Consider the following 14989-nt stretch of genomic DNA (forward strand, 5'->3'; position numbering starts at 1 on the left):
GTACGGGAGTACATCGATGGCCACCCTGACCGATGTCGACATCAAGAAGCTGCTGACCGAGCCGAGTTCGGTGACCATGCGCCCCTCCTACGAGGGCGGCAACATCAACACCGCGATCGGTTTCAAGTGCGACAACTACCTGCTCGAAGCGGCGGTGCTCGACCACTTCCGGGCCGTCGGCCTCGGCGCCACCGAGCTGTACCTGGTGCACGGCGTCCACTTCGACGTGGTCGGCGTCGACACCCGCCTGCACACCGTGCTCACCCTGGACGACGACGTGACCCTCGAGGTCACGCCCAAGACCAAGGACACCGACCGCGAGATGGTGTTCGCGGTGGCCGCGATCGTCGAGCGCGACGGCGCGCCCAAGAAGGCCGTCACCTCCAAGTTCCGTGTACTGCTGCGCCGCGACCCCACCATCACCGACGCCGCGCCGCTCCCCGCGGAGCTGGAGCGCTTCGTCGTCGACCGGCTCGCCACCGCCGAGCCCACCGAGCTGGCCTCCACCCCGGTCGACGACCTGCACGGGGCGTTCCACCGCGGTGAGGACGCCACGACCGACCCCGTGCTCGCCGAGATCATCGGCGACGACAACGCCGTGGGCTGGAAGTGGCGCATCCCCTACTACTACTGCCACTTCACCGAGCGCATGCAGATGTCGGGCTACCTGCGCCAGATGGAGGAGGCCAAGCACCTCTTCGTCGCCTCGCGCGGCATCAGCATCAAGCGGCTGCTCGACGAGCGCGGCTGGATCCCCGTGGTGACGCAGAACAAGCTGCACTTCACCGACGAGGCGATCATGGAGGAGGACCTCTACACCGTCTACACGGTGGAGTCCGTCTTCAAGGACATGCTCTACACCTCCCGCCTGGACTTCTACGTCGTGCGGGACGGCAAGCTCGTCAAGACCGCCACCGGCGAGATCACCCACGGCTACTGCCACAAGGAGTCGCCGGACGCCGAATGGCAGATGGCCGTCTTCGACGACGAGGTCCTGCGCGCCCTGCGCGGCGAGTGACCCCCGACCCCACAGCCCGGAGGACCCCATGGCTTCGCGTCGCCGGCCGCGCTGGTACTTCTCCCTGCGCAGCCCCTACTCCTGGTTCGCCTACCGCGACCTGATGAGCACCCGTCCAGAGGTGCTCGACGCCATCGACTGGCTGCCGTTCTGGGAGCCGGACGAGGAGACCGCACGGCTGCTGGCCGACGAGGGTGTCACCCTCCCGATCGTCGCCATGAGCCGGGCGAAGAACTTCTACATCCTGCAGGACACCCGCCGGCTCGCCACCGAGCGCGGGCTGACCGACATCAGCTGGCCCATCGACCGCGACCCCTGCTGGGAGGTGGCCCACCTGGCGTGGATCGCCGCCGACGACGAGGGCCGCGGCAAGGACTTCGTGGCCGCCGCCTACCAGGCGCGCTGGCAGGACGGCAAGAACATCTCCGAGCCGGAGGTGATCGCGGGCATCGCCGACGAACTCGGCCTGGACGCCCAACGGCTGTCCACCGCCGCGCAGGACCCCGACCTGCGCAAGCGGGGCGCCGCCCTGCTCGCCGAGTCCGCCCACGACGGCCTGTTCGGCGTGCCCTTCTTCATCCACGGCCGGGACAAGTTCTGGGGCGTGGACCGGGTCGAGCCCTTCGTCCGGGCCGTCCTCGGCAGCGAACAGGCCGACAGGCCCGCCGCGGCGAAGGCCGTCGACGCCCCGGACCCGGCCACCCACGCCGACCTGTTCCCGGCCGGCGGCGACATGGGCCACGCCGGCGGCTGCGGCTGACACCGGAGTGACGCTCACTCCCGACGGCCCTGGCCGGTGCGGCGGCCAGGGCGATCCACCCACGGCACACGACGAGGAGACGACTGTGGACAGCGACGCGCACGGCACCGGGCGCGGCACCGACTGGGATGCCGTGGTGGTCGGTGCCGGTCTCGGCGGGCTGACCGCCGCCGCCTACCTGGCCGCCTCGGGCAAGCGCGTCCTGGTACTGGAACAGTTCTCGATCGTGGGCGGCAACAGCCATGTGTTCCGGCGACGCCGCTCCTACGAATTCGATGTGGGCGTCCACTACCTGGGCGACTGCGCACCCGGGGGAGTCATCCCCAGCATCCTGTCCGGCGTCGGACTCGGTGACCGGGTGGACTTCCTGGAGATGGACCAGGACGGCTTCGACCTGATCCGGGTGCCGGGCGTGTCCGTCGACATGCCCGCCGGATGGGAGGCGTACCGGCGGCGTCTCACGGCCGCCATGCCCGGGGAGGCGGACGGCCTGAACACGTTCGTCGACATCTGCTCGGCGCTCGGCGAGGAGCAGCGCGCCGCACTGTTCGAGGCCCACGCGTGGGCGCCCCAGGACATCGCCGCCCGCACCGCGATCATCCGGCAGTGGGGCAGGCGGACGCTGGACGACCTGTTCCGGCACTGCGGACTGTCGCCGCGGGCCCGCACCGTGCTCGCCGCCCAGGCCCCCAACTACGGGCTCACCCCGAAGCAGGCCACGGTGGCGCGGCACACCAGCGTCACCGACCACTACCTGCGCGGGGCCTACTACCCGGCCGGCGGAGGGCAGGTGCTCGCCGCGGGGCTGGTCGAGGTGATCGAGGCGCACGGCGGACAGGTCCGGACCCGCAGCCGGGTGTCCCGCATCCTCGTCGAGGACCGCCAGGTCGTCGGCGTCCACCTGGAGGGTGGCGAGGTCGTCACCGCCGACCTGGTGGTGTCCAACGCGGACTACCCGCGGACCGTGCTCGAACTGGTCGGCGCGGAACACTTCCAGAAGTCGGTCGTCACCCGCACCGAGCGGGCGACGATGGGCATGCCGTGGCTGGTGCTCTACCTCGGCCTCGACACCGATCTGCGGGAGCGGCCCAACGCCAACCTGTGGTGGTACGACACCGACGACATCGACGGCTACTTCGACCGGGTCAGCGGCGGCGAGACGGGCGAAGTGCCCTTCCTCTTCTGCTCCTTCGCCTCGCTCAAGGACCCGGGCAACCGCGAACTGTGCCCGCCCGGCCACGCCAACCTCCAGGTGATGACGCTGTGCCCGCCGGACTACGCGTGGTGGGGCGTCGACGAGGGACCGGCCGGCGGCGGCGACTACCGCCGCAACCCGACCTACCTGCGGCGCAAGCAGGAGCTCACCGAGGCCACCCTCGACGCCGCCGAGAAGGCCCTCGGCCCGCTGCGCCCGCACATCACCCACCTGGAGGCGGCCACCCCGCTCACCCACGAGCGGTACACGCTCTCCACCGGCGGCACCCCGTTCGGGATGGCGGAGTGGGGCGGGACCGCCCGCCCCGGCACCGCGACCGCCGTCAAGGGCCTGCACGTCGTCGGCGCCAGCACCCAGGCCGGCAACGGCATCGCGGGCGTCATGCTCGGCGGCGTCTCCTGCGCCGCCGACATCCTCGGCGAGCCGCTGCTCGCCGCCGCCCGCGCCGGCACCGTGTACGGCGACCCGGACCTGCTGCCCGAACGGCCGGAGGGCTGGGACCCCAGGGACGTCTGCCGCGGCGGCGCCCGGCGCACCACCCCACCCCGGCCCTTCCGGCTCCCGCCCGCCCGCCTCGCCGGCGCACGCGAATGACCACGCGCCGGCCGGCCCCCTGACCCGGCGCACTCCGTGCCCGGCCCGGACGCACCCGCGCCCGACCCCGCGGACACCCCGCGCGGGACGCGAAAGCGTCCGCACCCGAGAAACACGCGGCCCCTTCAGGCCTCGGCCACCGGCCGCCATGACCGACCGACCCAGCCCACCGAACCAACGAGAAGAACAGAGGACATCACATGACCACCGCCATCGACACCGACAGCCAGACCCGCATCAAGGAGATCGTCTGCGACGTCCTGGAGCTGGAAGAGGACGAGGTGACCGACAGCAGCCTCTTCAAGGAGGACCACGGCGCCGACTCGCTGCGCGCCATCGAGATCCTCGCGGGCCTCGAGAAGGAGTTCAAGGTCACCATCGAGCAGTCCGAACTGGAGCGCATGGTCAACCTCGACGGCGTCTACGCCGTGGTCGGCGAGGCCCTCGCGGCCCAGAAGTAACGGCGGGAAGCCGGGAGACCGGAGGGCCGGGCGGAGTACCGCCGGCCCTCCGCAGCCCGGCCGCCGCCCCGGCACACGTCCTCATCCAAGGCGACCACGCCGTACCGAGGGAGATTGATGTCAGTGAACGTTTCCGACGCGACACGTGACGACGCGGCCACCCGGGTGGTGCTGACCGGGTTCGGCGTGTTCTCCAGCATCGGTGTGGGCGCCGATGAGTTCGCCGAAGGGCTGCGGGCCGGCCGCAGCGGCGCCAAGCCGATCACCCTGTTCGACACCGAGGGCTTCGCACACGCCAACGGGTGCGAGATCACCGGGGCCGAGCCGGAACGGTGGATCCACAACCTGCCCACCGAAACCCTGGGCCGCGCCACCCAGTTCTCCGTGGCCGCCGCCCGCATGGCCGTCGAGGCCGCCGGCGTCGACCTGGACGACCTGCGCGCCCGGCGCGGCATGATCTCCATCGGCACCACCGACGGGGAGTCCTACGAACTCGACCACCTGGTCGGCACCGAGGTCGCCTCGGGACCGGCGGCCATGGACCCCACCGTGGCCCGCCGCGTCTACCCGAACCGCCTCTCCATAGCGGCGGCCCAGGAGCTGGGCCTGTCCAACGTCGAGGCGGTGACCATCGCCACCGCCTGCTCGGCCGGCAACTACGCGATCGGCCAGGGCTTCGACGCCATCCGCAGCGGCGAGGTCGACTACGCCCTCTGCGGCGGCGCCGACGCCATGTGCCGCAAGACCTTCACCGGCTTCTACCGGCTCGGCACCATCGCACCGGACGTGTGCCGCCCCTTCGACGTCGACCGCAAGGGCATCCTCACCGGTGAGGGCGCGGGCGTGCTGATGCTGGAGAGCCTCGCCTCCGCCCGGGCCCGCGGCGCCCGCATCTACGCCGAGGTGCTCGGCTACGGCATGAACTGCGACGCCTACCACCAGGTCGCCCCGAACCAGGACAGCGTCGCCCGCTGCATGGAGATCGCCCTGGAGAACGCCGGCGTCAAGCCGGAGGAGGTCGACCTGATCTCCGCCCACGGCACCGGCACCAAGGCCAACGACGTGACCGAGTCGCGGGCGATCCACGACGTGTACGGCGAGACCGTGCCGCGCACCGTGTCCCTCAAGTCCATGCTCGGCCACACCATGGGCGCGGCGAGCGCGCTGGCCGCCATCGCGTGCGCCCTGTCGATCCACCACCGCTTCATCCCGCCGACCATCAACCACCGCGAGACCGACCCCGAGTGCGAGATCGACTGCGTGCCCAACCAGTCGGTCGAGGCGGACTTGAGGATCGTGCAGAACAACGGTCTCGCCTTCGGCGGCAACAACGCCATCGTGATCCTCGGCAAGTACCAGGACGGTGTCCGATGAGGGTGCCCATCATCGGCGTAGGCGCCGTCGCGAGCATCGGCCGGGACGCCGACGAGATCTTCGCCAACCTGTGCGCCGGCCGCGGCGGACTCGGCCCGATGCGCGGATTCGACGGCGAACGCTACAACGGCAAGCAGCTGTTCGAGATCGACGACCGGCCGGAGCAGGGCGCCGACCGCACCCTGCGCGCCACCGAGTTCCTGCTGGACGCCGTCGGCCAGGCCGCCGCGGACGCCGGACTCGGCGACGACCTGTCCGGCGTCCCGGTGCTGGTGGGCACCGGGCTGCGCGAGCTGCGGTCGGCCGAGCTGTGGTGGCGCGACGGGGCCCCCTTCGGCGTCGACCGGCTGCACTTCGGCACCGCCCTGCGGGAACGGTTCGGCACCGCCGACACCCTCACCGTCTCCAACGCCTGCTCCGCCTCCCTGTACACGCTCGCGCTCGGCGCCGACCTGCTGGCGCTGGGCGAGGCGGACACCGTCATCGTGGCGGGCGTCGACTCGATCACCGAGTCCATGCACGGGCTGGCCGACCGGGTCCAGCCCAACCCGCCGACCGCGCTGCGCACCCTGGACGTCAACCGCAGGGGCACCATCCTGGGCGACGGGGCCGCGGCCGTGGTCCTGCGCGGGGAACACGTCCGCTGGCCGGGCGGCCGGCTGTGGGGCAAGCTGCGCGGCGTCGGCATGACCTGCGACGCCAAGCACCCCACCGCGCCGGACCCGGCCCAGGTCGCCGAGGCGATGCGGCAGGCGCACCGACTGGCGGGCACCCGCCCCGAGGACATCGACATGGTGCTGCTGCACGGCACCGGCACCCCGCTCAACGACCTGGTCGAGATCACCGCCTACGGCGAGGTCTTCGGCGAGGCCGCCGGGGGCCCGGTACTCACCGGCATCAAGCCGATGACCGGCCACACCAGCGGCTCGGCGGGCCTGCTGAGCCTCGTCACCACCCTGCAGGTGATGGCCACCGGCAAGGTGCCCCCGCTGGTCAACCTGGAGCAGCCCATCGAGGAGGCAGCCGGCCTGCGCCTGGTGCGCGGCCAGGAGGCCAAGCACGACGTGGCGCTGGCGCAGGTGCACGGATTCGGGTTCGGCGGGGTCAACGCCGTAGCGATTGTCGAGGGATCATGATGATGACCGTCACCGGAGTCGGCGTCGCCCTGCCGGGCGCCGACTCCGCCACCGCCCTGGCCACCGCGAGCCGCCCCGGGGACGCCGTCGAACCGGCCGCCGTCCTGGGCAAGAAGGGCCTGCGCTACAAGGACCGCGCCACCCAGCTCGGGCTGTGCGCCGCCCAGCGTGTGCTGACCGACGCCGGACTGCTCGCCGACGGCGTGCTGACCGTCGACGGCACCCGCACGGCGGTGCTGGTCAGCTCCAACCTGGGCAACGTCGACACCGTCTGCCGCGTGGTCAGGACCATCGCCGACGAGGGCACCCACGGCGTCAGCCCGATGGACACCCCGAACGCCTCCAGCAACATCATCGCCTCCGAGATCGCCATCCGGTGGGGGCTCAAGGGCCCCAACCTGATGCTGTGCAACGGACCGGCCTCCGGGCTCGACGCGGTCCGCTGGGGCGCCGCCCTGCTGCGCTCCGGCCGCGCCGACCACGTCGTCGTGGTGGGCGTCGAGCCGGACAACGAGATCGCGCGCGGCCTCGTCGGCGGTCCGCTGGTGGACGGCGCCGCCGCACTGGTGCTGGAGAGCGCCGGGGCCGCCGAGGCCCGCGGCGCCACCGTCCGGGCCGTGATCGGCGCCCACACCAGGGGACTCGACGTGGCGGGCACCATCGCCGAACTCGCCGAGGTCGAGGCCGAGCCGGCCGCCTGGTACGCGCCCGCGGGCGCCGCCCCGGCCCTGCCGAAGGGGCTGCCCGTGCACGACCTCGCCGCGGTGTGGGGCGAGTTGTCCGGTGCCCTCGGCGTCGTGCAGTGCGCGGCGGCGATCGGCGCGCTCGACGCGGGCGCCGACGGTCCGATGTGGCTGGTGGCGGGCACCGACTCCGACGACGGCGTCGCCACGCTCGTACTGCGCCCGCCGGTGACGGCCGGCGTCCAGCCGGCCGCGGTCTGAGCGGCTCCACCCGCCGCGGTCCGAGCGGCTCCACCGGACTCCGAGGACTCCGAGCACCACCGAGCACCATCGAGCAGAACGGAATGTGACCATGACCCTTTCGGCGAGCGCGCCGGCGACCGCGACCCGGCCGGTGATCACCGCGTGGTCCGCGGTGTCGCCGTACGGCATCGGCAAGGACAGGTTCGTGTCCGGCGTACTGGCCGGACAGGACACCTCCACCCCGCTGGACTCTCAGGAGTGGGCGGCCCCCGACAGCCACGCCTGCCTGATCCCCGGATTCGCCCTGCGCGAGGTCCTGGGCAAGAAGGGCACCCGCTCCATGGACCGGGTGACCGGACTGGCCGTCACCGCGGTCCGCGACCTGCTGCGCGACTCCGGTGACCGGCGCACGGCCTCCGACGAGGAGACCGCCCTGGTGCTGGGCACCACCACCGGCAGCGCGCAGAGCATGATGGACTTCACCCGCGCCTCGCTGGAGGGCGACAAGCCGTTCTACGTCGACCCGTCGCTGATGCCGAACGCGGTGATGAACTGCGCCGCCGGCCAGTGCGCCATCTGGCACAACCTCAAGGGCCCGAACACCACCATCGCCGGTGGCCGCGTCGCCGGGCTGTCCGCGCTCAGCTACGCCGCCGGGCTGCTCGCCTCCGGCCGCGCCCGCACGGTGCTGTCCGGCGCCGCCGAGGAGTTCTCCGACGCGCGCGCCTGGCTGGACCACCACCGGCGCGGCGAGGACGGCGCGGGCGCCCTCCTCGGCGAGGGCTGCGCCATGTTCATGCTGGAGTCGGCCGACCCGGCGGACGCGGCGGACCGCGCCCTCGCCGAGGTCCTCGCCATCCAGTCGCGGGTGTACTTCGACGGCGACCCCGGCGAGGCGCTCGCCGCGTGCGTCGACGCCGTACTGCGGCGCGGCGGAGTGGAGCGCGACGACGTGTGGGCGGTCTCCGCCTCCGGCCTCGCCGGGTCCGCGGGCACCCGGGAACGCGAGGTGCTCACCGCCCGCTTCGGCGCCCAGGTGCTCGACCGGGCACCGGCCATGAGCCTCGTGGGGGACACCGCGGCCGCCTCCGCGGCCTTCCAGATCGGATCACTGCTGGCCGCCGCCGAACAGTCGGCGGCCCCCGCCGGCGCCGTCGCCCTCGTCTCCTCCGTGGACGACAACGGCGTCGTCGCCTGCGCCGCGCTGCGCCTGTCGGCGCGCTGACGGACGCCACGCCCACCCCGGACCACGGAAGAAGGAAGCACACGACATGCCGATCGACGCGGTCGCCGGTCTCGACCGGGAACACCTGAGGCAGCTGCTCGCCGAGACCATCGACGCGGACGTCACCGACGTCCAGGACGACACCGACTTCGTCCAGGCCCTGGGAGTCGACTCCCTGATGGCCCTGGAAGTGGTCGTCGTGCTGGAACGCACCTACGGGGTCAAGTTCGCCGAGACCGAGATGCGTGAGGTGCGGACGCTGGACAGCGCCTACGAGGTGGTCCGCCGCAAACTGATGGAGCGTTCGTGACCGGCACCGTCCTGGCCGCCCCGCGACCGGTGCGCGCACCCGCCCGCGACGAGGCCTCCGGGGCCTGGACGGCCGGTTACACGGTGGCGATCAGCGGGGACGAGCCCGTCTTCGCGGGCCACTACCCGGACTTCCCGATCTTCCCCGGAGTCTGCGTGATGGAGTGCGTGCGCCGGGCCGCGGAGACCGCCCCGCCGCCCGGGACCGGTGAACTGCGGCTGGCCGCCGTGGAGTCCACCCGGTTCCTGGCCGCGGTCCACCCCGGCGACGAACTGACCATCGACGTGACCTGGTCGCCGCGCGGCGAGGCCTGGCGCTGCGCCGCCAAGGTGGCGACGGACCGCGGCCCCGCCGCCTCCGTGCGCCTGCGCTACCGGCAGGAGGCGACACCGTGCTGACCGCCGCCGGCGTCCGCGCCACGCTGCCGCACCGCTACCCGATGCTGCTGGTCGACCGCGTCCTCGACACCGGCGACGACCGCATACGGGCACTCAAGGCCGTCACCCTCAACGAACCCTGGTACGCGCGCCTCGGGCCCTCGCCCGCAGAGGACGACCTCGCCTACCCCGACTTCCTGCTGATCGAGTCGTGGACCCAGACGGCGGGCATCCTCGCCACCCGCCTGGCCGGTGACGCGGCCGAGGGACAGGTCATGCTGTTCGGCTCCATGAGCGGCATCGAGTTCCACCGGCGGGTCTTCCCCGGGGACACCGTGGAACACCACGCCCGGCTGGAACGCGCCGTGAACGACACGATGATCTTCGCCGGCGAGAGCACGGTCGGCGGCGAGCCGCTGCTGACCGTCGGCCAGATCACCATGGCCTTCCGCCCCGGCGGGACCCTCGCCCCACCCGCCTCCTGAGCCGCCCGCTCCCCGGGGCCCGCGGCAGCCCGCCGGCGAGCGGCGGCCGCCGTTCCCCGAGCCGAGGCCGCCCGCTTCCTGCATCGCGCCCGCCCCATCCGGCCCGTTCGGGCCGCCCCGACAACCTACGGAGTGTCATGACGGAGAACACAGCGCCGGTCGCCCTGGTCAGCGGCGGCTCGCGCGGGATCGGCCGCGCCGTGGTCCTGCGGCTCGCGGCCGAGGGATACGACGTCTCCTTCTGCTACCAGTCCAACGAACAGGCCGCGCTGGAGCTGGAGAAGGAGGCGGGCGAACTCGGCCACCGGGCCCTCGCCGTCCGCGCCGACGTGACCGACACCGCCTCGGTGCGGGACTGGGTCGCCCGTACGGAGTCCGACCTGGGCCCGATCGACGTGGCGGTCTGCTCGGCCGGCATCACCCGGGACAACCCGCTGGTCCTGATGTCCGACGAGGACTGGCACCGCGTCCTGGACACCAACCTCGACGGCGTCTACCACGTGTGCCGTGCCGTGATATTCGAAATGATGAAGCGCAAATCCGGCACGATCATCAATATCTCGTCCATAGCCGGTGTCTACGGAAACGCCACCCAGGTCAACTACTCCGCCTCCAAGGCGGGCATCATCGGTTTCTCCAAGGCGCTCGCCAAAGAGGCCGGACGATACAACATCCGGGCCAATGTGGTGGCACCGGGCTTCATCGAGACCGATATGACGGCCGAACTGGCGGAAAAGGTCAAGAAAGAGGCGGCGAAGAGCATTCCGCTGCGCCGTTTCGGGCAGGCCGAGGAAGTGGCCGATCTCGTCGCCTACCTGGCGAGCGAGCGCGCCGCCTACATCACCGGCTCGGTCTTCCAGATCGACGGCGGCCTGACGGTCTGATGCCCGGGGAGACCTACCTGCGGCTGCGCGCGCTCGCCGACCGGCACGGCGCCGCCTACCGGCTGATCGAGCACGCCCCCGAGGGCCGCACCGAGGTGGTCAGCGCCCTGCGCGGGCACGCGCTGGAACAGAGCGCCAAGTGCCTGGTGGTGGCCGTACGGCCGACCAAGCGGACCTGCCGGTACGTCCTGGCCGTCATACCGGGCGACCGGCGCCTGGACCTCGCCCGGATCGCCGAGTGCGCCGGCGGGCGCAAGGCGGGATTCGCCGACCGGGAGACCGCCGAGCGGCTGGCCGGCTCGGTCAGCGGATCGATCATTCCCTTCTCCTTCCATCCCGACCTCGAACTGATCGTCGAAGAGGATCTGCTGCGCAGCGACACCCTGTTCTTCAACGCGGCCCGGCTGGATCTCTCCATGGCCCTCGCCACCGAGGATTACCTGCGTATGGCGCGACCGCGCACCGCCCGGATCAGCGAACCCGATGCGGCGACCGCGGTATTTCAGCAACCTGCAGGCGCCCCGTCTCCGTTCTGATATCGCCCTAGCATCACGAAGCAGCGGTAGAGGAAATTCCCCGAACATATCCGAACCATGGCCTGCCACCGGGCCGCCGGAGAGAGCAACGGAGGCCAAGCACGTGGCCAATCCCATGATTGAGGCAATCGACGTAACAAAGTCGTTCGGTGATGTCACCGCGCTGAACGGTGTGAACGTCTCGGTTCCCGAGGGTTCGATCCACGGCTTGCTCGGCCACAACGGCGCCGGCAAGACCACCCTGGTCCACATCCTGTCGACGCTGTTGGAGCCGACCACCGGCATCGCCCGGATCTGCGGCCTCGACGTGTCCGCCGACGCGCAGCAGGTCCGTCGGCGCATCGGGCTGACCGGGCAGTTCGCCTCCGTGGACGAGCAGCTCTCCGGGCGCGAGAACCTGACCCTGATCGCGCGTCTGCTCGGTGCGAGCCGGCGTCAGGCCCTCGCCCGGGCGGACGAACTCCTGGAGCTGTTCGACCTGACCGAGGCGGCCAAGCGCCCGGCGTCCACGTACTCGGGTGGCATGCGCAGGCGGCTGGACATCGGGGCCAGCCTCGTCGGCTCGCCGCAGGTCATCTTCCTCGACGAGCCGACGACCGGACTCGACCCCACGTCCCGGCTCGGCGTGTGGGAGGTCATCAAGCGGCTGGCCAAGGACGGCGTCTCGGTGCTGCTCACCACGCAGTACCTGGAGGAGGCCGACCAGCTCTGCGAGCGGATCACCCTGCTCTCCAAGGGCTCGATCGTGGCCGAGGGCACCCCCGCGGAGCTCAAGGCGGCTGTCGGCCAGCGCATGGTGACCGTGACGCTGTCGGCGGAGTCGGAGGTGCCGGCCGCGGTGCGCGCCCTGGAGGCCGCGGGATTCCGCGCCACCGCCTCCCCGGACTCCGTGGCCGCCCTCGGCGTCCCCGTCGCCGCCTCCGCCGACCTGGCGGTCGTGGTGCGCACGCTGAACGAGACGCACACCGAGATAGCCGAACTCGGTTTCTCCGAGCCGACCCTGGACGACGTCTATCTCAGGCTCACCCACGAGTCCGCCGGAACGCCGGTGCCCGCGTGACCGTCCCGACCATTCCCACCGTAGAAGGAGTACAGAGATGACGGTCGTCGAGGCCGAGGCGAGCCCCCGGCGGACACCGCCCGGGCGGCGGGACAGTGCCACCGCCCAGTGGGGCACCAGCGGCCTGATCTCGCAGACCGCCGCGCTCACCGGCCGCTCGCTGCGGCCCTACATGAACGCCGGCGTCATCATCGTCACGTTCGTCGAACCCCTCGTGATGCTGCTGATGTTCGCCGGCGTGCTGAAGGTGCTCGGCGAGGCCCCGGGCATGTCCAAGGAAATGGCCTACATCGACGGCCTGGCCCCCGCCATCATGATCATCACCGCGGTCGCCGCCGGCGCCCAGGCGGGCAACGGCCTCATCAACGACCTGCGCAACGAGGTCATCACGCGCTTCCACACCCTGCCCATCAACCGGTTCAGCGTGCTGCTGGCGCGCAGCTTCGCCGACGGGGCCCGCTCGCTCTACCAGCTGATCGCCGTGGCCGTGCTGGCCGCGGTCATCTTCGGGTTCTCGCCCCCCGGCGGGGTCCTCGGCGTGGTGGGCGCGATCCTCATGAGCCTCCTCGTCGGCTGGTCCATGAGCTGGATCTTCATCATGATGGCCGCGCTGCTGCGCAACGGCGACGTGCTGCGCATGATCACCACGCTGCTCACCTTCCCGCTGCTGTTCGCCTCCAACGCCTTCGTGCCGCCGGAGTCGATGCCGAGCGGCCTGCGCGTGATCGCCCAGGGCAACCCGATCTCGTACGCCAACGACGCCGTGCGCGGCATGGTCGCCGGGAACGTCACCGTGGCGGAACTGCTCACCACGGTCGCGGTGTGCCTGGCCCTGGTGTGCGTGTGCGCGCCGATCTCGAAGCGCTCGTTCCGAGTGATGTGACGCCCTGACGAACCGGTCCCGCACCACGGACCGCATGACCGGTAGTGCCCTCATCCCGCCCCCTGCCCGAGTGCAGTGGGCGGGATGTCCCGTCCCGGTGGCACCAAGCTGTCGAACCGAACTCCGATTACTCCAAGCCGTTCTTGCCGTGTCTAGGTTTAATCCGCGAGTGGGCAAAACCTGCCCCTGGGAAGAACACCTTCCGAGAGGTTGACGTGGCGCAATCCGGAATCGGTCTCGACGAACGTTCGGAGCTTCTCTACCGGAGGCTGCTCCGGCGGACGAACTGGCAGACGCAGGAACTGGCGCAGGCCATGAAGTGGCCGGCGTCCGAGGTCGTACGAGCGATGGAGACACTGCGGGCGGAGGGACTCGCCGCCGTCTCGGCGGACGACCCCACCGCCTTCCGCGCGGTCGAGCCGTGCATCGGCCTCCCGGCCCTCCTGGCCCGGTCCATGCACGAGGGGCGCTCCCCGCAGCCCCGCCCGGTCGAGATCGACCGGTTCATCGCCCTGCACGAGCGGGCGGCCGAGCGGATCGAGGAGTCCGCCGACGGCGGCGGGCACCGCAACGACGCGTCCACCGTGATCGAACGGATGGTCGCCAAGGCCGAGCGGGACGTGATCTTCCTCGTCCCCCGCCACACCGAGGGCGGATTCGCCTTCTCCCGCCCCATCGTGGACATGGGACTGCGGCGGGGCATGCGGCTGCGGGCCGTGTGGGCGGCCTCGGTCTTCCACGCCCACCCCGCCATGGTCCACGCGCAGTGGCTGGCCCAGCAGGACGTCCCGCCCCGCATGTCCGACTCGGTGCCGGTGTGCGCCATGATCATGGACGGTGAGGCGGCCGTGGTGATCGACGACGCCGGAGCACCCCGAGTGGTGCGGTCCGCCGCGGAACTGGACTCCCTGTGCGCGCTGGCCGAGCGGCTCTGGGAGCGGGGCACGGCGGTACGGCAGCTCAGACGCACCCCCGGCGCGGCGACCACGCGCAGACCCCGCACGGAGATCGTCCTGCGCCTCCTGGCCGAGGGCCTCACCGACGACGCCATAGCCCGCCGGCTGGGGTGCAGCGTCCGCACCGTCCGCAACGACGTGGCGGCCGCCATGGTCGCCCTGGACGCGCGTAGCCGGTTCCAGGCGGGCGCCCGCGCCATGCAGGTCGGCCTGATCTGACCACCCCCACCGGAACCGTCCGCCCCATCCGGGCCGGACCACATGCCCGACCCGTCACGCGGCGCCGGGGGCACCGCCCCGGTCCCGCGGCCCCGGCCGGCCGGCGCACCCACGGCGACACCCCCGCCACCGGCACCCACGGGACACCGCCCGCGTACGGCCGGACGCCCCGGCCGGGGCACGCGACCACGGCACCTAGACGCGGTACGCGCCCTTACGCCGGTACGCGGCCGGGCGGACTCAGGCCCGTTGCCGCGGCCCAGGCGGCCGGGTGGCCGGTGGGTCCACGGCGGCATCCCCGTCGTCGGCCCTCACACGGCAGGTCGATTGGCGCGGGCACGTGATCGCTGGGGTCTTGCGCCGGTACGCGGCCGGGCGGGCTCAGGCGCCCGTTGCCGCGCCCCCGGCGGGCGGGTGGCCGGTGGGTCCACGGTGGCGCCCCCGCCTTCGGCCCTCACACGGCAGGTCGATCGGCGCGGGGCACGTGATCGCTGGGGTCTTGCGCCGGTACGCGGCCGGGCGGGCTCAGGCCCGTTGCCGCGGCCCCGGCCGGCGGGTGGCCGGTGGGT

The 14989-nt window shown here is 72.0% G+C and carries 16 protein-coding genes; all 16 read left to right on the plus strand.

What is annotated here, in order from left to right; genetic code table 11:
• The first annotated feature begins 16 nt into the window (after positions 1-16).
• The 16 genes from IE178_RS23850 (at position 17) to IE178_RS23925 (ending at position 14420) form a co-directional block, all read left to right on the plus strand.
• Complete coding sequence (locus IE178_RS23850) at positions 17-1018, plus strand: hypothetical protein (protein WP_193513724.1); 1002 nt, start codon at positions 17-19, stop codon at positions 1016-1018.
• Positions 1019-1046: 28 nt separating this feature from the next.
• A complete protein-coding gene (locus IE178_RS23855) occupies positions 1047-1778 on the plus strand; it encodes a 2-hydroxychromene-2-carboxylate isomerase (protein ID WP_184765402.1) in 732 nt (243 codons plus the stop codon).
• Positions 1779-1863: 85 nt separating this feature from the next.
• A complete protein-coding gene (locus IE178_RS23860; protein WP_193513725.1) occupies positions 1864-3588 on the plus strand; it encodes a phytoene desaturase family protein in 1725 nt (574 codons plus the stop codon).
• A 200-nt stretch (positions 3589-3788) separates the two neighbouring features.
• Positions 3789-4049 (plus strand): acyl carrier protein, encoded by a 261-nt coding sequence (locus IE178_RS23865; protein WP_184765404.1) that lies wholly within the window; start codon positions 3789-3791, stop codon positions 4047-4049.
• Between the two features lie 117 nt (positions 4050-4166).
• Positions 4167-5423, plus strand: coding sequence for a beta-ketoacyl-[acyl-carrier-protein] synthase family protein (locus IE178_RS23870; protein ID WP_184765405.1), 1257 nt, complete (start codon positions 4167-4169; stop codon positions 5421-5423).
• A complete protein-coding gene (locus IE178_RS23875; RefSeq protein ID WP_184765406.1) occupies positions 5420-6559 on the plus strand; it encodes a beta-ketoacyl-[acyl-carrier-protein] synthase family protein in 1140 nt (379 codons plus the stop codon). Before IE178_RS23870 ends, IE178_RS23875 begins: the two co-directional genes overlap by 4 nt.
• On the plus strand, positions 6556-7503 hold the full coding sequence (locus tag IE178_RS23880; protein WP_193513726.1) for a beta-ketoacyl synthase N-terminal-like domain-containing protein: 948 nt from the start codon (positions 6556-6558) through the stop codon (positions 7501-7503). The genes IE178_RS23875 and IE178_RS23880 overlap by 4 nt, the downstream gene beginning before the upstream one ends.
• Before the next feature lie 91 nt (positions 7504-7594).
• Positions 7595-8710: a beta-ketoacyl synthase N-terminal-like domain-containing protein gene (locus IE178_RS23885; RefSeq protein WP_184765408.1), complete on the plus strand. Its 1116-nt coding sequence runs from the start codon at positions 7595-7597 to the stop codon at positions 8708-8710.
• Between the two features lie 46 nt (positions 8711-8756).
• Positions 8757-9020 carry an acyl carrier protein gene (locus IE178_RS23890; RefSeq protein ID WP_184765409.1) on the plus strand — a complete coding sequence of 88 codons (264 nt, stop codon included), beginning with the start codon at positions 8757-8759 and terminating at the stop codon, positions 9018-9020.
• A complete protein-coding gene (locus IE178_RS23895) occupies positions 9017-9418 on the plus strand; it encodes a 3-hydroxyacyl-ACP dehydratase FabZ family protein (protein ID WP_193513727.1) in 402 nt (133 codons plus the stop codon). Before IE178_RS23890 ends, IE178_RS23895 begins: the two co-directional genes overlap by 4 nt.
• Positions 9412-9882 (plus strand): 3-hydroxyacyl-ACP dehydratase FabZ family protein, encoded by a 471-nt coding sequence (locus IE178_RS23900; protein WP_184765411.1) that lies wholly within the window; start codon positions 9412-9414, stop codon positions 9880-9882. The genes IE178_RS23895 and IE178_RS23900 overlap by 7 nt, the downstream gene beginning before the upstream one ends.
• Positions 9883-10019: 137 nt before the next feature.
• Positions 10020-10766, plus strand: a complete 747-nt coding sequence (gene fabG / locus IE178_RS23905) for a 3-oxoacyl-[acyl-carrier-protein] reductase (RefSeq protein WP_184765412.1) — start codon at positions 10020-10022, stop codon at positions 10764-10766.
• Entirely contained in the window at positions 10766-11302 is a 537-nt protein-coding gene (locus tag IE178_RS23910) for a YbaK/EbsC family protein (RefSeq protein ID WP_184765413.1), read from the plus strand. The genes fabG and IE178_RS23910 overlap by 1 nt, the downstream gene beginning before the upstream one ends.
• Positions 11303-11417: 115 nt before the next feature.
• A complete protein-coding gene (locus IE178_RS23915) occupies positions 11418-12362 on the plus strand; it encodes an ATP-binding cassette domain-containing protein (RefSeq protein ID WP_193513728.1) in 945 nt (314 codons plus the stop codon).
• A gap of 37 nt (positions 12363-12399) precedes the next feature.
• Positions 12400-13245, plus strand: a complete 846-nt coding sequence (locus tag IE178_RS23920; RefSeq protein WP_184765415.1) for an ABC transporter permease — start codon at positions 12400-12402, stop codon at positions 13243-13245.
• Positions 13246-13460: 215 nt separating this feature from the next.
• Positions 13461-14420, plus strand: coding sequence for a helix-turn-helix transcriptional regulator (locus tag IE178_RS23925; RefSeq protein WP_184765416.1), 960 nt, complete (start codon positions 13461-13463; stop codon positions 14418-14420).
• Positions 14421-14989: the final 569 nt, after the last annotated feature.

Source organism: Streptomyces griseoloalbus (assembly GCA_014650015.1).
Classification (GTDB): Bacteria; Actinomycetota; Actinomycetes; order Streptomycetales; family Streptomycetaceae; genus Streptomyces; species Streptomyces griseoloalbus.